Source organism: uncultured Parasphingorhabdus sp. (genome assembly GCF_963975555.1).
Taxonomy (GTDB): Bacteria; Pseudomonadota; Alphaproteobacteria; order Sphingomonadales; family Sphingomonadaceae; genus Parasphingorhabdus.
This window is the reverse complement of record NZ_CAXBHH010000006.1, coordinates 17,725-34,561: the sequence shown is the minus strand read 5'-3', so window position 1 is coordinate 34,561 and position 16,837 is coordinate 17,725. Positions and strand designations below refer to the sequence as shown.

Here is a 16,837-nt window from a genome sequence, read left to right as displayed (position 1 = left end):
TCGCTTCCCCACGGTTTAAAAGCCCGCTAATAGGCGCGGATGACCGCAGAAAAAGCAAAGCTCATCATCCGCATGGCGGAACTGGAAGATGCCAGGAAAATCTCGACCCTGTCGCGCAAGGTGTACGGCAAAGGCGAAGGCTACACCGCCGAGGAAGTGCGCGGCCAGATCAATAATTTCGCCGATGGCCAGCTGGTCGCGGAATATGAGGGCAAAATTGTCGGCCATTGCGCGACATTCCAGATCTCCGAGAAAACCGCCCGCGCGGCGCATAGCTGGTCGGAAATCACCGGCGGCGGCTTTGCTGCGCGGCACGATCCGAACGGCGAGATTCTCTATGGCATGGAAGTCAGTGTCGATCCGGATTACCGGCGACTGCGCATCGGGCTGCGCTTCTACAAGGTCCGGCGCGAGCTCTGCCAGCATCTCGGACTGAAAGGGATCATCTTCGGCGGGCGGCTGCCCGGCTATGCCCGGCGCAAGCGCAAATATCCCGATCCGGCCGATTATCTCGCTGCCGTGGTAGACAAGCAGTTCCGCGACCCGGTGATCAATTTCCAGCTCAATCAGGGCTTTGTGCCGCTCGGGATACTGAAAGACTATATGCCGACAGACAAGCCGTCTGGCGGCAACGCCGTGCATATGTTTTGGGAAAATCCGCTGGCAGTCGAAGCAAAGCTTGTGACTCAAAGCCCGCATGATCGTCTGCCCCAATCAGTGCGGGTGGCAACAGTGCAGTTCCAGATGCGCAAGATTGCCTCGCAGACCGAATTTGAAGAGCAGGTCGAATATTTTGTCGATGTCGCAGCCGATTATGGTGCGGACTTTGTAACCTTCCCGGAATTGTTCACGCTGCAATTGCTGTCGCTTGAAGGCGAAAAACTGGACCCGGCGCAGGCGATCGAGAAAATCGCCGAATATACCGAACGGTTCAAGGAAGTGATGGAGAAGCTGGCGGTTTCCTATCATATCAACATCATCGGCGGTTCCCATCCAACGCGGATGGAAAATGGCGATATTCGCAACATATCCTATGTCTTCCTGCGCAATGGCGCGATTTACACCCAGGACAAGCTGCACCCGACACCGAGCGAAGTCCGCTGGTGGAATATCAAGGGCGGCTTTGGCGCCGAGGCCATTCCGACCGATTGCGGACCGATCGGGGTGATGATCTGCTATGACAGCGAATTCCCGGAAATGGCGCGCCATCTGGTCGATCAGGGCGCGATGATCCTGTTCGTTCCATTCTGCACCGATGAACGGCGCGGCTATCTAAGGGTGCGTTATTGCTGCCAAGCCCGCGCGGTCGAAAACCAGTGTTATGTCGTGATGTCCGGCGTGGTCGGCAACCTGCCCAATGTCGAGAATATGGACATCCACTATGCCGAAAGCGCGATATTGACACCATCCGACTTCCCGTTCGCGCGGGACGGCGTGGCAGCAGACACAGCGCCCAACACCGAAACCATCGCGATTGCCGATCTGTCGATGACAAGCCTGCTCACCAGCCGCCAATCCGGCGCTGTGCAGAATTTGAAAGACCGCCGCTTCGATCTCTATCGGGTACTCTGGAAAGGCTAGGCGTTACGCTGAATGGCGTCTCATCGGACGCCATTCAGTTACCGCGAGCCCGTCAACCTTTGCTCAGGAACTTCTTGATGCTCCGCGCTGCCTGCCGGATGCGCTGTTCATTCTCGACCAGCGCCAGCCGGATAAAGCCCTCGCCTTCGTCGCCAAAACCGGTGCCCGGCGCTACGGCCACGCCAGCCTCCGCGATCAGCCGTTTGGAGAACTCCATTGAACCTAGATGTTTGAACTGTTCCGGGATCGGAGCCCAGGCGAACATGCTCGCTTCGGGTGGCGGGATGTCCCAGCCGGCACGGCCGAAGCTTTCGACCATGATATCCCGGCGCTTTTTATAAAGCGCACGATTTTCGGCAATGATGTCCTGCGGGCCGTTGAGCGCTGCCGTCGCTGCGACCTGGATCGGCGTGAAGGCACCATAATCGAGATAGGACTTTACCCGCGTCAGAGCACCGATCAGCTTTTGGTTGCCGACCGCAAAGCCCATGCGCCAGCCGGGCATGGAGTATGTTTTGGACATGCTGGTGAATTCGACCACGCAATCCTTCGCCCCTTTAATCTGGAGCATTGATGGCGTCGGCGTGTCGCCGAAATAAATCTCGGCATAAGCCAGATCACTGATTACCCAGAGCTTGTGCTCGCGCGCGAAATCGACGACTTTCTGGTAAAAATCGAGATCGGCAACATAAGCGGTCGGATTGCTCGGATAGCCCATTACCAGCACCGAAGGTTTCGGCACGGTATAGCTCATCGCATATTCCAGCCGGGTGAAGAAATCCGGTCCCGGTGCAGCGGGAATCGAGCGGATTGCCGCGCCCGCGATGATGAAGCCGAATGTATGGATAGGATAAGACGGATTGGGCGCGAGTACGACATCGCCCGGCGCAGTGATTGCCTGCGCGAGATTGGCCAGCCCTTCTTTGGAGCCGAGTGTCACGATGACTTCGCTCTCGGGATCAAGATCGACGTCAAAACGGCGTTTGTAATATTTCGCCTGCGCCAGCCGTAGCCCCTTGATGCCCTTCGATGCCGAATAGCGATGCGCGCTAGGATCATTGGCGGTTTCGCAAAGCTTGTCGATCACATGCTTCGCCGGCATGCCGTCAGGATTGCCCATGCCGAGATCGATAATATCCTCGCCCCGCGCTCGCGCCTCGGCCTTCATCGCGTTCACTTCAGCGAAGACATAAGGCGGCAAGCGTTTGATGCGGTAAAATTCTTCGGACATTATTTTGATCGATTCATTGCTCAAGTTTCATGGAACCGCTGCTTTGCGCAACTTTTATGTGATTGTCGAGGAATTCTGTGCCTTTACGCGGACAGGAGACCATCTCGTGCGACTGGCATTGCTCTTGATGAAAATCAAAGCAAAAACCCAAGACCTAACCATGCTGCTTCCCCCCGGTTATCCAGGCGCTTTTTTAAAACGGACCTCTACCGGGGAATATTTAAACCAATCTATTCGTCCCCCGCAAAACAGTTTGCGTCTGGCTCCCCGCGAGTGCGATCGACTTCGTCCGGATCGTATCTAGAAATTGCCACGTCGACATGGCCTTCTCGGGCGTCAGGGTAACGGTCATATAGCCGCGATGCGCAGTATCGGTCCATTTCAACTGATGATTGGCCTTGATAACCTCTGTAGCCACCACAGCAGGATTGACACCCTTGGTATAGGCTTCAAAACCCGGTGAGCTAACACTATGCCCAGCAAATTCAACGCCTGCAACACCGTCCTTTGTCTCCAAATCGAACGCCCAGGCATTGTGGCTATCACCCGACAGTACGATTAAATCGGCGTCTGCCTGCTGGGCCATCGAAAGCGACCGCTCGCGTGCTTTCGGATAGCCGTCCCAGCTGTCAAAGTTAATCGGCAATCCAAGCTTCGCCGCCATTGTGCCCACTGCCAAACGTTGCTTTGCAAAGTCGGGAGCATCATCGGAGACCCAGTTGGTCGCCTCCTGCGGCAACTTGACCTCACCCATCACGCATTGCTGTGACCAGACCTGCCATTTGGTGCCGGAAGCTTTTGATTTGCGCATCGCCGCGTTCAGCCAGGCCGCCTGCTCTTTCCCAATCATTTCGCGTGCCGGATCCTGCCAGGCGTCATCGCGGAAGGTCTCGAGCGCCTTCTGGATATCCTGCTGTCCTTTCAGCGCGGCCCCGAGATCGAGCTGTTCGCTGCGGGCGGTGATCCGACTCTCAGTGACAAATAATGTTGCCAGATCGCCAATCTGATAATCACTCCAGCGAGGACTGCCATATTCCTTGTCGCTGACCGGCATCCATTCCCGATAGACCTGTTCCGCGATACGTTTGCGCGTTTCCCAATCGCCCTCGCTGGCGTCGTGATTTTGTGCGCCGTCTTTATAGGTATCGTTGGTGAACTCATGATCGTCCCACATCGCGATCATCGGAAGTACCTGATGAATGCGTTGCAGGTCTGGGTCCTTGCGATAGGCCGCATAGCGCAGACGATAATCCGCCAAATGGACCATCTCCGTCAATGGATCGTGTTGCCGCCCGGCCACCGCCTCTTTTTCGGAAGGATAGGTCCCGACCGGATATTCATAAAGATAGTCACCGGTATGCACGATGAGGTCGAGTTCACTATTCTGGGCCGCGTGGGCATAGGCGTTGAAATAGCCGAAGGGCAGATTGGAACAGCCGACTACGCCGATGGTGAATTTGCGGGTTGGGCCCTCCGGCAGCGTACGGGTACGGCCAGTCACGGATTTTGAGCCATCGGGGCCGATGAAGCGATAAAAATACCAGCTGTCCGGGTCGAGACCCTGCACCGTGATCTTGGCGATATGGTCGCGATCGGCCAGCGCCTTCACTTCGCCCACCATTTTGGCGTTCGAGAAATCGGAGCTCGCGGATATTTCTGCGGCAAGCTTGCTATCAGCGCTCCCGACGTAGCGTGTCCATAGCAGAACAGACCCTTGTGAAGGCTCGCCGCTAGCAACGCCATGGGTAAAACCCTTACCACCAATCATGGCTGCCGACGCCGGCATGCTAAGCGCACCGAGCCCAAATGTTCCCAGCGCCATCAATTGGCGGCGATCAATATTCATGGTCATAATTTTATCCCAAAACACCCAGAGCAAGCAAAATAGCGAAGAATAAAGTCAGGCTGATGACGGTAAACACCAATAGCGCGATCAACCGGAAAACAGCTTCTACCCTGCCAAGCCCATATGCATGGCGCAGCTGCCGGTACATGTGGAATAGTGGGTAGAATATTATCAGCGAGGTCCATATTAGCTCTGGCACCCCGACGGCGGCCAATAGCGCGCAGGTGATGAACAGCAGCGACATGAAGCTAATCGAATAGGTGGCAAAAACCGCATGATCGTAAAAATGAAAACCGCGCCGGCCAATTAAAGTCAACCAGACCAGGGGCAGTGAAATCGGTATTAATAACCAAGCAAATTTATAGCTATTGGCTTTCAGTTTATAGAGCAGCAGCTCGGGATTGGCCTTTATCTCCTCAAACGCATTGCGGAGCCATTTGTCAGCCCCTGACGATCCGGTGCTGACGCTGCTACCCTCGGTAAGCGCGTTGCCTTCCTTGATATCTTCCAGCCCTGTTTCAATCTGGTCGAGTTCATCTGCAGTAAAATTGCCTATCTCGGTGTCACCGTCGCTCAAACTTACACCGGGATAAGGCGTGTCCTCTCCGGTCAGACTGGACATCATGTTGCGACTTTTTTTGAGGCCGAGAATTTCCTGCTCGAGCTTGGCTTTATCCTCTCCCGTTGCTTGCGACAATTGCGTAGCTTTGGCACTAATCTCCTGATCCAGCCGTCCGAGCGGTTTAACACCTGCTGCGCTGGCCTCTTCATTCGCTACAACAATATCATCGCTGGCAAACGGAGCGCCCAAAAAGGAAAACACAGCAAACATCATAAACACTGAAAACAGGAATAGCGCCATCGGCGAAATGAATTTTGCGCGCTCCCCGTGCACATAGCGCCAGGTCAGGTCGCCCGGGTTCCACGCCAAAAGCGGCAGTGTGCGCCAGATTTTTCCTTCAAAATGCAGGACACCATGCAATATATCGTGCCAGAAAGCACTGATCGACCGATGGACATGCGCCGCCTGCCCGCAATTACAGCAATAGCGGCTGGCCACAGGCGCACCGCAGTTGAGGCAATTTGAACCTCCGTCATCCGCTGATCCAGCGCTGTGTCCATCCAATGCTTTGGCTAACAGACCGCCTTCCACAGCGGCTCCCGTTGCTTCCAGTTCCTTCGACATAACATGCAGTTTGGCCTATTCGATTGATAAGGCAAGCAGCTTTTTGCAATGCATTCGATGGCGTCGGGGATCGTTCGTGCCTGGACCATTTTCGGAGCAATGCCGAACGGACGGATTCTAGCGTCCGTCAAAAAATATGTGCAATTACCTAGGCCATTGACGCAATAAATCTATATTGGGCTTGTTATGTCAAACTCAAACGCACTTTTGGTGGCCTTGCGCCAGATTAACCGGGCAATCGATTTACAGTCGAAGAAGCTGGAGAAAGAAACCGGACAGACGACGCCACAGCTTCTACTCTTGAAGGCGTTGCAAAAAGACGGTCGGGCGAAGCCGTCGGTCATCGCGAAAACGGTGCATTTGTCTCATGCAACGGTAACCTCAATTGTCGATCGCCTGGAAAAATCGGCGATGGTCACCCGCGAAAAAAGCGAGGATGACCGACGCTCGGTGGAGATAGTTTTGACCGGGAAAGGTCGGGAATGTATCGAAAATGCGCCGGAATTGCTGCAGGAAGACTTTTTGCTTTCATTGTCACAACTGGAATCATGGGAACAGAATCTGCTGATCTCGTCGGTCCAGCGCATCGCTGTGATGATGGATGCGAACAAGCTCGAATCCGCCCCCATTCTTGAGGTCGGCGAAATCTAGCTTTGAGGCGTAACTTCGGTCATCACTTCATCTGCCGGCAAATCCCATGTCAGGTGCCGGTCATCCAATACGATCATATTCTTGTCGGTAATCAGCGTGCCGAGGGTTTTATAACCCAGTAGCTGCAAAGCCGTCATCGTAGGGTTCCGCGCCAGGGCCATGGTTTCATCAGACGAAAAATTGGTCAGGCCTCTCGCCAGCTCGTTGCCGGCTTCATTATATATATGGATGACATCGCCTTTGACATAAGGCCCCTGGATCGAGAGCACATCTTCCCGGCCAATATTCCGTCGGCCCAATTTGAACGCTTCGGCGGTCGCCTCGGTTACCACAATGCTCCCCGCCATCTGCAGACGATCTGATAGCCAGTTCGCCCAGGCAGATTCCGGCCTTTCATTGGCAAGAATTCTTGTATGCCGTCTTTCGTCATTCAACACGGACGTGACCGGATGCTCATATTCTCCATGGGCAATCCGCGTATCGCAGCCGGAGTTTTGCGCCATATGGGCCGCCTGTATCTTCGTCAGCATCCCGCCGCTCCCCAGGCTGCTTACGCCTTCGGTCACCGCCAGATAGGGCGAGACATCGGTAACTTCCTCTACCAGCTTGGCGCCGGGCTCGGACGGGTCTTTGTCATACAGGCCATCAACCTGCGTCAGGATGATCAGCTCGTCCGCCTGCAGCATTTGCGCAATTTTCGCAGACAGCCGGTCGTTGTCACCAACCCGGATTTCTTCGGTAGTGATTGTGTCATTTTCGTTGATGATCGGCATGATATTGGCGTCGAGCAGCCGATCGACCGTATTCTTGGTATTCAGGAACCGTTTACGATCCTCCAGATCGCGCAATGTCACCAGCACCTGCGCAATTTCAAAACTATATTCGTGGGCAACCTGCTTATAAGCATTGAGCAACAGCGGCATACCGCAAGCCGCTGCGGCCTGCTTGTCCCGCAGACCAGCCGTCTCGGGCCGCTCGCCGATCATATTCATACCAAGCGCGACGGAGCCGGACGAGCATAATATGACTTTCGCTCCGCCTTCCCGTAACCGGGCGATGTCTTCCAGCAGATTATGCATGAAAGCCCAGCGTGGCGTGAGCCGCTCTTCGTTAGCAAGCAGGCTTGAGCCGACTTTCACAACGATCGTTTTACCTTGTACCATTTGACCTGATGCCCTTATTACTCTTCGATGGAGGTAGGGATTGAACCTATCCTGTGCAATAATTTAGTGATCGAAACATCTGATTTTGCATGAAAGCTATGATAAACAACCATTTGTTGATATGCCTATTTTGAATACTAAGCACATCACTCAACCTCATTAACACTAACAGCAAGAGATTAATTTGACAAAAATATTGCTCCTCGGGTGCGGAAACATGGGCGGTGCGCTGCTGAAGGCATGGGCCGCCAACACCGATCATGAATTTACCGTTGCGGACCCGGCCAAGCCGGAACTGCCAGAAGGTGTAACACAGGTTGGCTCTGTCGAAGAGCTGGGCGAGCAAATGTTTGACTATCTGATCGTCGCGCTGAAGCCGCAGCTGATTGATGACGTGCTTCCCGCCTATCTGGCCCGGTTAAGTCCTTCGGGCGTTATAAGTTCGATAGCGGCCGGATATTCTGCCGAAAAATTGGCAGCCCATGCACCGGGTCGGTCCGTCATCCGGATCATGCCCAACCTGCCTGCGATGATCGGCAAGGGTGTGAGTGGTCTCTATGCGCATGGGCAAGTGCCCGTAACAGCATCCAGCTGCATAGAAGAGCTTGCCTTATGTTCGGGCGAAATCGTCTGGGTGGACAATGAAGACATGCTTGATCGGCTGACGGCGGTTGCCGGCAGCGGGCCGGGATATGTTTTCGAAATGCTGCGCGCCTATGTCGAAGCGGCAGAAGAGCTGGGTTTCAGCGAAGAAGACGCCAAAAGCCTGGTTCTCGGAACCGTTAGCGGGACACTGGAACTGGCTCGGCAATCAGACCTGTCGCTTGAGACATTGCGCACGAATGTAACCAGTAAGGGTGGCACCACTGCAGCGGGCCTCGATGCGCTGAACGGTAACGGTGAATATTCCGGATTGATCCGCAACACGCTGCAGGCGGCTTACCAGCGCGCAACCGAACTCCGATAGACACCGTAAAGACCGACAATTCGTAGCTTTGGACGACTCGCGTGTTTAGTGGGCGATTGGTCCAAGCTACGAATTTACGATATGCGCACATGCTGGTTCAACCTGCCAGGGCACGCGGTGATCGCTTATCCTCAAGGTCTTTCTCGGACTGGATAACCCGACAGTCTTGAATCTGCTACGACGGCCGGGGCATCGCCAAGCAACCTGTGCTCTTCGTTAGCCATGCCTGACGATTTAGAAATTCCCGATACTCAACTTTAGTCCACAATTATGTCCTATCAATCAGAATTGGATGGACAGATAAGCAGGCAATGAAGCTAAAATTATTTCACAAATTATTCCTGTTGGTCGCCGTCACCGGGCTGATCGCTTCTTTGGCGATGGCAACGGTCATGGCATGGAATCTCAGCCGCGGCTTCGCCGATTATCTGGACGCGCGGGATGCTGAAACGCTGGAGGCATATGTTGGCCTTATTTCTCAAGAGCTTGCAGAACAAGGCGGCATTGAAGCTTTGGAAGCAGGCCAGATCACGCTGAAAAGCGTACACGGAGACATGGTTCGAGAAGGGCTAATTCCCAGCAGGACATCTACTTTGGGACCAGAAGGTCGTCCGCCACGCCGGCCAGATAAACGATTTCCTGACGAAGGACCGGGCCAACGGCGACCGCCTCCTCGAGGAATTGAACCGCCCAATTTCCTCGCACCCCGATTGCTGCTGTTCGATGCAAGCGGAGAGAAAATAGCAGGCCCGCCGCCGCCGCAGAAAGACGGCCCAAAAATGATGGCACGAGCGATCACGCTAAACGGTGAAAATATCGGCACGGCAAAGATCATTCCGCATGGACCGACACCCGGCGGGGTTGATGCCAGGTTTCTGCGCAGTCAATATGTCAACGCAGCGCTGCTGGTGGTTGCATTGATGGTTTTCGCAGCGCTGGCGGCATGGGGTTTTGCCCGCGCCGGCACCCGGCGACTGGCTAATATGGAAAGCGCGACGAAAGAAATCGCCAATGGCAATTTCAATGTCCGGGCCGACTCCGCAGGCACAGACGAGGTCTCAACCATGGGCGAGAATATCAACCTGATGGCGGAGAGCCTTGCGCGGTCCGATCAGGCAAGGCGGGGCTGGCTGGCCGAAATAGGGCATGAACTGAGGACGCCGCTTACCGTCTTGAGGGGAGAGCTGGATGCGCTGAAGGATGGCATCAGGCCGCTCGACCAGTCCGCAATCACCTCTTTGCAGGAAGAGACCGGGCGGCTTGGCGAGTTGATCGAAGATCTGCACTTCATGGCTGTCTCCGATCTCTCGGATGCTCCGAGCACATTTGGCCCCTATGCTGCAGTGAAGCTGATTGAAGACGTGACCGAGAGATTCAGGCCGCTGCTGCTGAAAGCCGGATTGAACATGAGAGTGAATTTGGGCCACCAGACCTCGCTGCCGGTCATCTGGGACGGCAAGCGGATCGAGCATCTGCTGGGCAACCTGCTGACCAATGCACTGCGCTATACCGATGCGCCCGGAATGATCCAAATCGACTTGAAAAGAGCCGGTGATTTCGTCACCATTTCAGTAGCGGATAGCGCCCCGGGAGTGCCAGCAGGCGCCATATCTCGTCTATTTGAGCCGCTTTTTCGAATTGACGAAGCGCGGGACCGCACATCCGGCGGCAGTGGGCTCGGACTAGCTGTATGCAAGACGATTGCCGAAGCACACGGCGGCGGAATTTCCGCCAGAATTTCAAATTTGGGGGGACTATTGATCGAATTAAACTTGCCATTGGAGGCCCCCCAGCCATGATTAAAGACCGCACTATTTTCATCGTCGAAGATGATCAGAAGATCGCCGCAATCCTGTCAGATTATTTTACCAGTGCCGGTCATCAGCCACAGATATTTCCCGATGGTCGCTCGGTTGTTTCGTCGGTTCGATCCTGTCCCCCGAGCGCGATTATTTTGGACCTGATGCTCCCTGCATCCGATGGCATGACCATTTGCCGGGAACTGCGCAAATTCAGTGCGGTACCAATATTGATGCTGACCGCCCGGACCGACGAAGTAGACAAGCTGAAAGGCTTGACCGACGGGGCGGACGATTATGTCACAAAACCGTTTAGCGCGCGGGAGGTGGTAACCCGGGCAAACACTCTTATCCGCCGATATGAAGGCCGCGTGACGACCGATCCTGCTGCCAGCAAATATTTGGTCGATGATGCCGGGAAACGCATCGCCTGGCGCGGAACCTGGCTCAAATTGTCGGCATCCGAATATAATATATTATCAACGATGATACAGCATGCGGGTCGGGTTTTTTCACGCGATCAATTGCTCGACAAGATTGGTGAGCAGTCTCTGGAATCAGGCGATCGGGCAATTGATAGCCATATCAAGAATATCCGCCGGAAGATGGCAAGCGTCGACCCTGAAACAAGCTGCATTGCCTCCGTTTATGGTGCTGGCTATCGTTTTGACGACGACTAACTGATCGTCAGGGCGAAAAGCATCATTCTCCGTTGGGACTGGGCGGAGGCCCGTCTGCACCTGGCGGCGGCCCGCCCCCGCCCGGTGGGCCACGCCTGACAGACGCATCACAGCTTTCCCCAATGCCCTCGAAAGAGCATCCCTGCTGGGCAGTCAAGCAGCTGAGTATCTGGTTCGATCCCGCTGCGCCCGCGTGATAATGATAACCATATTCTGCCGTGCTGTGCCCCTGGCAACTATCAAGCTTAGCGGGCATTTCACCATTGCCAAGTTTATGCGTGAGGATCTTGTAGCCGTCCATCGCCAGCCCGATCACCGGCGCGTCGCGCTTGTCAGTGGCCTTTGACGATTTGTCGACAAGACAATCGGTTACGGCGTGATAATGATAGCCGACATGCAGATTGACATGACCACCACAATCATCAAACGGGGCAAGCGTATGCGCGTCGAGAATGGCGTCTACGGGTGCCGGACCATCCAGCCAGATGCCATTGATGGCAACGCCCGCTCCTCCCTGCGTCCGGGAACTGGATTTTGATGCAAGCGGTCTGACAGGAATGACGTAAGTCATACTGCTTCCGGCGGGCATATATTCCATCTGACACTCGACACAGTGATTCTGATATTTTTCGTCCACATCCGGCCGAGCGGCAGCCGCACATTTTTCCTTACTGTCCGTGACGTTGATCTTGCCGGTAGTGGGATCGAACATCTGCCACTCGTCATCTTGATAAAAATCGCTCAGATTCTGCAAAAATTTCCCGTCAGCGTCATATATTTTTCCTCCTTCCAGCCAGATTCCCGATTTTTCCTTACCATCGCTGATATTGCGCGGGCACCAGGGTCCGGGCGTATAATCACCGGGCGTCGGTTTCACTGTGATGGAAAAGCAGGTGGTTTTGGCCCCTTCGGACAAGGTACACTCGACGAGAGATGGAGTACCGATAATATTGGCCTGTTCGAAAAATGTTGCAGCCTCCTGCAAGTAATTTTCGCGCTCGGCGGGAGAAAGCGTCTCGAGATCGACCGAGGAAATATCGGTCGGTGCGACAGGATTGCCACCGCACGATGCGAGCAGCAGCGACATCGATAATAGCAGCGTTCTCTTGATCATTTTGTGCCCCTGTATTTCAACGGTTTCGATTGGCGCTTCCCGATTGCGCCAACCGCTAATTCACACCAATTCCGTCTGGCGTAAAAACAATATCATGCCAGCAGCCAGTGCGACGATTGATGCCAGCTTCGGTATATAACGGGTCCAATCGCCCGCACCGACCTTGCGGAAAGCGAGAATGATCAGCAACACCCCGGCGAGAAAAACAAACTGGCCAATCTCGATCCCTATGTTGAATCCAGCCAGCGTGGCTACAAGACTGCTCGTGCCCGAGAGCATCGCACCAATCGCGGAAGCAAAGCCAAATCCGTGGATCAGTCCACAAGCGAATACGATGGATATTCTTCCCCAGCCAATATTGGCGCGATCATTGGGGCCGTATTTTAGGTTAAGTGCGGCCATCAACACGATACTGGCGGCGATAGCCGGTTCTACAATGGTTGCAGGTATCGAGAATATCTCGAGTGCGGAAAGCGTCAGCGTAATACTATGTGCGATGGTAAAGCTCGTCACGACACCCAGCCAGTAACGCCAGCCGGCCCCGGCAATGATGACTGTGAGCAGAAACAGCAGATGGTCCAAGCTACCCAATATATGTTCAATGCCAAGCCGGACAAAATCACCAAACACCGCTAATGGCCCTCTGAAAAATTCATGCTGGCCGTTGCTTGCAGAGAGCATTGCAACTTCCTGATCCACACCCAGAGTGGCGCGCATCGTCATCTGTTCTTCGCCATCACCGGTCCCGAAGAGATCGGTTTTGATTTTCGGATTCTGCGGAGGCTCGTCGAATTGAACCCGGTGTAATATCACCACATAATCACTGTCCAACAAATCGCCGTCGGTTTGCGGCGGGACAACCCAGGCCATCAGCCCTTTGCCAGACTTTCCAGCATTTGTGACTTTAAACCGGTCGGTGAATTGCCGCTCGATATCTTTGCTGTGCTGTTGGATTTCCTGTGCGGACAACAGCCCGTTCCGATCATCGTCGACATCTACCAATGCGGAGACGGGGACGGAAACGACGAAATTGGCGCTGTCGTCGACGATTTTCATTGTCGCGTTCTGTTTCGGCAGCAAATGCGCCTGAGCGGTCCCTGCAAAAGCCAGCAGCCATAGCGCCAGCAGCAAACGGATCATCGTTTACCCTGTCCCCGCGGCGGACGCTTGCCGTCTCCCCTGCCTCGTCTCTCGCCGCCTTCGCCGCCTTGCGGTTCACGACGGACCGTTGGCTGGCTATCGGTGGAACCCTTTACGCAGCGCTGGACGAACGGAAAACTGTCGGTCGCATAATAGTGATATATACCTTCGGGAAATTCAGGTGTGACGTCAAACCGGCCGTTGCATTCGTCGAGATCACCCAGACCGGCGACATATTCATAATCCTGGGTAAAGGCCCCCATCGGGATGGTCACCGTGCTCGGGCGTCCGGCATCTGCTGCGGGCTTGAGGCGATAGCTGGACTTCATCGGCCGTAGCGCGCTGGTCATGAACTTCGCGAGATCATGACCATATCGCGCATAGATCGGGAATCCGTCTGCCGCCCAGCCGATCAACTCCATCGATTTTCCGGCTTGCGCCTGTGCAGACAGCATCGCTTCGGGGATACCATGATAATGATATTTACCGCCGGGCTGTACGTGGGCATGATTATTGTCTGTGCCAAAGTCGAATATCGATTGGCCCAATGCCTCGATACTCCATTCGCCTTCACGCCCCCTGCACGCCTGTGCATCGGTCGCGCTATCAGGACAACGCTCTGCTGTGCCGGGATCAAAGGGAATACCATTGAGCGCAAATCCGGAATCCTTGACCCGCACACCGCTCCCGGTCCGCGCAACCGGATCCGCTGCAACAGCATAGCTGAACGATTGCACTGTAATGCTGTTAGGGTTTCCCGGGTTGGGGAATTTGCCAATTGCATGATCGGGGATACCATTTGAAACCAACAGTCGCTGGCCTCGCTCGCAGGACCATTTGGCTTCGCTCTTCAAACCGATTTGCGGGTTCAAGACATCGGTTTGCGCGCTGCAAAGCACTCCGAACGTTTGGGCCCGGGTTGACTCGATCGGTGCACCTAGATTGACCTGCCCCTGCGGAGGACGGTTGCCTGGACCGATAGCCCCGCCCGAGGGCCGGCAGGCGAGGGGCCGGCCGGCTGGTGCAAAGCAACTGCCTGTGACCTGATTGCCGCCAGGGCCTTCTGCGGAGCATGGATCGTCAGCCTGCTTGGCCGTACAAGCCTTTAGCATCGCCTCGGTAGGTTGCTGACCATCGCCGGGCGGTCCGCGTTCCGGTCCACGCTGCGCATTTATTTGCGTCGCACCGAAAATGGCCAGCACAGTCGCTGCGCCGAAAACCGCTGTGCCAAGCGCTGCCTGCCTATTCCTTGTCATTGACCGCCGCGCTCCGCTCCGCCCGCAGGCTTGCCTGCGGGGTGACACGCCAATGGCCGACCAGCCGGTGCAAAACAGCTGCCGGCGACGGCCTTCCCATCCGGACCTTCCGCAGAGCAGGCATCATCGGCCTTCTTTGCGGTACAGGCCTTTAGCATCGCCTCGGTCGGCTTTTTACCGCCACCCGGAGGTCCGCGATCGGAGCCTCCCTGCGCGTTTATCTGCGTCGCTCCGAAAAGGGCGAGCGCGGCCGCTGCGCCAATACATGCTGTACCGAAGACGGTCCGGTTTACGTGTTTCATATTAGCTGATATTCCCTTTCAGACAGCGGCTCATGTAAGGATAGCTGTCGGTTGCCATATAATAATAGATGCCGTCCGGAAACTCCGGTGTCACGCCGGTGCGCCCATTGCAGTCATCAAGGTCGCCGGAGCCGGCCGAATAGGTCCAGTCGGACAGGAACGCGCCAAGCGGAACAAGGCTGGTCGACGGTCGGCCAGAATCGGCGACCGTATCCTTGATATAACTTCCGGTGCAGACTTTCAGCGCACTCGTGGAATCCGTTGCAGTGGAATAACAATAACGTCCGTAAACCGGATAACCGTCACCCGCCCAGCCGATCAGCACCATTTTCTTGTTGCTGTCGGAGGCGCCGGCATTGGTGAGTATGCCTTCGGGCATCCCGTGATAATGATATTCACCGGTGGGTTGGACATGAGCGTTGTTCACATCTTCACCAAAATCGAACGTGTCCTGGCCGAGCGCTTCAACACGCCATTGGTCAGTGCCATTTGCAAGATTGCAGTCGGAAGCTGCTGACATCGTACTGGGGCAGGTCCCGGCTGTGCCCGGATCAAATTTGACGCTATTGCGTGCATAGACTGCTGCACCGCCCGGCCCGCCGATCGCGGTATTCGTGGTGCCCATAGTCGGGGTCAATGTCATTGAACCACTGACCGTCTGGGCAGAAATTGTATTGGGATTACCGGTATTGGGAAAAGTACCAACAGCATGGTCCGGCAGACCATTGCCGGTAAGGCTGCGGTTTGTGCCGTCACATGACCAACTCCAGGTCGCGGTCAGCATCCCGGCGCTGCTATAATTTCCCATATAGCTCCCGCTATAGGGACAATCGACATCCTCGGTGGTAACGTCGCTGGATGTGGGAGTGGGCGTTGGTGTCGGCGTAGAGGTTGAGCTGTCGGGCAGCGTTATCGTCGTGTCGGTGCCACTATCATCACCGCCGCAACCACCGAGCGCGAGTATCGCCAGACTGGTTGTTAAAAACAGGGGAAGTTTTCTTTCAAGGGCGCTCAGCATTTTCGTGCCTCCATATAAAATCTGGACTGGACACGGATTAGATCATCAATGTGGAGGGAATATGGATGACTGGCGCATCCCGCTAAGCATCAGACATGACGCTTGCCAAGTTCAGGGACAATGCCCGAGCCTAATTGCCGCTATTGGAACGCTCGTCAAACCACTGGCGCATGATCGCCGACTGACAGCCGCTAAAACCATATGTTCCGACCACTGAACAACTATTAGGGCGTCCTGGCCGTGCGGCCTCGTCATGGGACGCGACCGCCGAACTCCAGCTCTGTTCACCGACGTCTTCTTCTGCGGTTTCGCGAAGTTCCTTGGGGATACGGTAACGTTCTGATTCGGGTCGTTGGGCACAAACGACAATTTCGTCGCCCTCTGCCTCCGGGCATTTGTCTTCCCCATAGGTTACGAGAACTGAAAAACGTTCGGGCGTATCAACTTCGGTCGGAACTTCAGCACTCGCGCTTGCGCACAAGAAACAACTGACCAGTCCGGTCACGGCGGTCTTTACAATCTTGGTTGTTACCATGGATTTGACCTTTCTATTGATCGTCGTTTCAGGCGGGCATTGCCGGTTCGGAATGGAGCACAGATATTCTTCTGAATGTTTAGGCCGGCTGAACACCGAACCCCTATAATCGAACGAATATACAAAGCTGAATAATGGTGCCGCCGCATTAGCCTTTGGGGGAGGGACTGGTTTTGGCCATGGCAGCGGCACCTGCACCGCAAGCTAGCGAGGGAGCATTAGCTTTTTCTGCGGTGTAACCGGGAATTTCAAATACTTAACCTGATAGGCAATGATCCTTAAATTTCATCAGTATCGACGGTATCAACACCGTCAGCATTCGCGACCGACTTGAGTGCGAGGGACGCCGCCAAGACCGGGTTCGCAGC

The 16,837-nt window shown here is 55.0% G+C and carries 15 protein-coding genes; 5 read left to right on the top strand and 10 right to left on the bottom strand.

Annotation, left to right across the window (positions count from 1 at the left end):
- Positions 1 to 39 precede the first annotated feature (39 nt).
- Positions 40 to 1,581 carry a nitrilase-related carbon-nitrogen hydrolase gene (locus AAC060_RS12530; RefSeq protein ID WP_339826730.1) on the top strand — a complete coding sequence of 514 codons (1,542 nt, stop codon included), beginning with the start codon at positions 40 to 42 and terminating at the stop codon, positions 1,579 to 1,581.
- A gap of 52 nt (positions 1,582 to 1,633) precedes the next feature.
- On the opposite strand, the gene AAC060_RS12525 is transcribed toward AAC060_RS12530, so the two are convergent.
- The 3 genes from AAC060_RS12525 to AAC060_RS12515 all read right to left on the bottom strand — a co-directional run bounded on the left by AAC060_RS12525 (position 1,634) and on the right by AAC060_RS12515 (position 5,844).
- Complete coding sequence (locus AAC060_RS12525; protein ID WP_339826728.1) at positions 1,634 to 2,812, bottom strand: LL-diaminopimelate aminotransferase; 1,179 nt, start codon at positions 2,810 to 2,812, stop codon at positions 1,634 to 1,636.
- 220 nt (positions 2,813 to 3,032) lie between these two features.
- Entirely contained in the window at positions 3,033 to 4,664 is a 1,632-nt protein-coding gene (locus AAC060_RS12520) for an alkaline phosphatase D family protein (RefSeq protein ID WP_339826726.1), read from the bottom strand.
- 4 nt (positions 4,665 to 4,668) lie between these two features.
- Positions 4,669 to 5,844 (bottom strand): DUF3667 domain-containing protein, encoded by a 1,176-nt coding sequence (locus tag AAC060_RS12515; protein ID WP_339826724.1) that lies wholly within the window; start codon positions 5,842 to 5,844, stop codon positions 4,669 to 4,671.
- Positions 5,845 to 6,030: 186 nt separating this feature from the next.
- Here AAC060_RS12515 and AAC060_RS12510 point away from each other — a divergent pair, with 186 nt between their 5' ends.
- Positions 6,031 to 6,495: a MarR family transcriptional regulator gene (locus AAC060_RS12510; RefSeq protein WP_339826722.1), complete on the top strand. Its 465-nt coding sequence runs from the start codon at positions 6,031 to 6,033 to the stop codon at positions 6,493 to 6,495.
- Here AAC060_RS12510 and proB read toward each other — a convergent pair.
- Positions 6,492 to 7,658, bottom strand: coding sequence for a glutamate 5-kinase (gene proB, locus AAC060_RS12505; protein WP_339826720.1), 1,167 nt, complete (start codon positions 7,656 to 7,658; stop codon positions 6,492 to 6,494). The two genes, AAC060_RS12510 and proB, sit on opposite strands and share 4 nt — an antisense overlap.
- Positions 7,659 to 7,842: 184 nt before the next feature.
- Here proB and AAC060_RS12500 point away from each other — a divergent pair, with 184 nt between their 5' ends.
- From AAC060_RS12500 to AAC060_RS12490, 3 genes are all read left to right on the top strand, one after another.
- On the top strand, positions 7,843 to 8,625 hold the full coding sequence (locus tag AAC060_RS12500) for a pyrroline-5-carboxylate reductase (protein WP_339826718.1): 783 nt from the start codon (positions 7,843 to 7,845) through the stop codon (positions 8,623 to 8,625).
- Positions 8,626 to 8,936: 311 nt separating this feature from the next.
- Positions 8,937 to 10,424 carry an ATP-binding protein gene (locus tag AAC060_RS12495; protein ID WP_339826716.1) on the top strand — a complete coding sequence of 496 codons (1,488 nt, stop codon included), beginning with the start codon at positions 8,937 to 8,939 and terminating at the stop codon, positions 10,422 to 10,424.
- The gene (locus tag AAC060_RS12490; RefSeq protein WP_339826714.1) at positions 10,421 to 11,104 is read left to right on the top strand and encodes a response regulator; all 684 of its coding nucleotides are present in this window, start codon (positions 10,421 to 10,423) and stop codon (positions 11,102 to 11,104) included. Before AAC060_RS12495 ends, AAC060_RS12490 begins: the two co-directional genes overlap by 4 nt.
- A 22-nt stretch (positions 11,105 to 11,126) precedes the next feature.
- Here the strand turns inward: AAC060_RS12490 and AAC060_RS12485 are convergent, their stop codons facing one another.
- From AAC060_RS12485 to AAC060_RS12460, 6 genes are all read right to left on the bottom strand, one after another.
- Positions 11,127 to 12,218, bottom strand: coding sequence for a YHYH protein (locus AAC060_RS12485; RefSeq protein ID WP_339826712.1), 1,092 nt, complete (start codon positions 12,216 to 12,218; stop codon positions 11,127 to 11,129).
- Between the two features lie 60 nt (positions 12,219 to 12,278).
- A complete protein-coding gene (locus AAC060_RS12480; protein WP_339826710.1) occupies positions 12,279 to 13,358 on the bottom strand; it encodes a HupE/UreJ family protein in 1,080 nt (359 codons plus the stop codon).
- Positions 13,355 to 14,614 (bottom strand): YHYH protein, encoded by a 1,260-nt coding sequence (locus AAC060_RS12475; RefSeq protein ID WP_339826708.1) that lies wholly within the window; start codon positions 14,612 to 14,614, stop codon positions 13,355 to 13,357. The genes AAC060_RS12480 and AAC060_RS12475 overlap by 4 nt, the downstream gene beginning before the upstream one ends.
- Positions 14,611 to 14,916 carry a hypothetical protein gene (locus AAC060_RS12470; RefSeq protein ID WP_339826706.1) on the bottom strand — a complete coding sequence of 102 codons (306 nt, stop codon included), beginning with the start codon at positions 14,914 to 14,916 and terminating at the stop codon, positions 14,611 to 14,613. The genes AAC060_RS12475 and AAC060_RS12470 overlap by 4 nt, the downstream gene beginning before the upstream one ends.
- 1 nt (position 14,917) lies before the next feature.
- On the bottom strand, positions 14,918 to 15,934 hold the full coding sequence (locus AAC060_RS12465; RefSeq protein WP_339826704.1) for a YHYH protein: 1,017 nt from the start codon (positions 15,932 to 15,934) through the stop codon (positions 14,918 to 14,920).
- Positions 15,935 to 16,064: 130 nt separating this feature from the next.
- The gene (locus tag AAC060_RS12460; RefSeq protein ID WP_339826702.1) at positions 16,065 to 16,469 is read right to left on the bottom strand and encodes a hypothetical protein; all 405 of its coding nucleotides are present in this window, start codon (positions 16,467 to 16,469) and stop codon (positions 16,065 to 16,067) included.
- Positions 16,470 to 16,837 lie beyond the last annotated feature (368 nt).

Excerpts from the sequence above, each read along its gene's own strand:
- AAC060_RS12530 (WP_339826730.1), top strand. The coding sequence starts at position 40 with ATGACCGCAGAAAAAGCAAAGCTCATCATCCGCATGGCGGAACTGGAA.
- AAC060_RS12525 (WP_339826728.1), bottom strand. The coding sequence starts at position 2,812 with ATGTCCGAAGAATTTTACCGCATCAAACGCTTGCCGCCTTATGTCTTC.
- AAC060_RS12520 (WP_339826726.1), bottom strand. The coding sequence starts at position 4,664 with ATGACCATGAATATTGATCGCCGCCAATTGATGGCGCTGGGAACATTT.
- AAC060_RS12515 (WP_339826724.1), bottom strand. The coding sequence starts at position 5,844 with ATGTCGAAGGAACTGGAAGCAACGGGAGCCGCTGTGGAAGGCGGTCTG.
- AAC060_RS12510 (WP_339826722.1), top strand. The coding sequence starts at position 6,031 with ATGTCAAACTCAAACGCACTTTTGGTGGCCTTGCGCCAGATTAACCGG.
- proB (WP_339826720.1), bottom strand. The coding sequence starts at position 7,658 with ATGGTACAAGGTAAAACGATCGTTGTGAAAGTCGGCTCAAGCCTGCTT.
- AAC060_RS12495 (WP_339826716.1), top strand. The coding sequence starts at position 8,937 with ATGAAGCTAAAATTATTTCACAAATTATTCCTGTTGGTCGCCGTCACC.
- AAC060_RS12490 (WP_339826714.1), top strand. The coding sequence starts at position 10,421 with ATGATTAAAGACCGCACTATTTTCATCGTCGAAGATGATCAGAAGATC.
- AAC060_RS12485 (WP_339826712.1), bottom strand. The coding sequence starts at position 12,218 with ATGATCAAGAGAACGCTGCTATTATCGATGTCGCTGCTGCTCGCATCG.
- AAC060_RS12480 (WP_339826710.1), bottom strand. The coding sequence starts at position 13,358 with ATGATCCGTTTGCTGCTGGCGCTATGGCTGCTGGCTTTTGCAGGGACC.
- AAC060_RS12475 (WP_339826708.1), bottom strand. The coding sequence starts at position 14,614 with ATGACAAGGAATAGGCAGGCAGCGCTTGGCACAGCGGTTTTCGGCGCA.
- AAC060_RS12470 (WP_339826706.1), bottom strand. The coding sequence starts at position 14,916 with ATGAAACACGTAAACCGGACCGTCTTCGGTACAGCATGTATTGGCGCA.
- AAC060_RS12465 (WP_339826704.1), bottom strand. The coding sequence starts at position 15,934 with ATGCTGAGCGCCCTTGAAAGAAAACTTCCCCTGTTTTTAACAACCAGT.
- AAC060_RS12460 (WP_339826702.1), bottom strand. The coding sequence starts at position 16,469 with ATGGTAACAACCAAGATTGTAAAGACCGCCGTGACCGGACTGGTCAGT.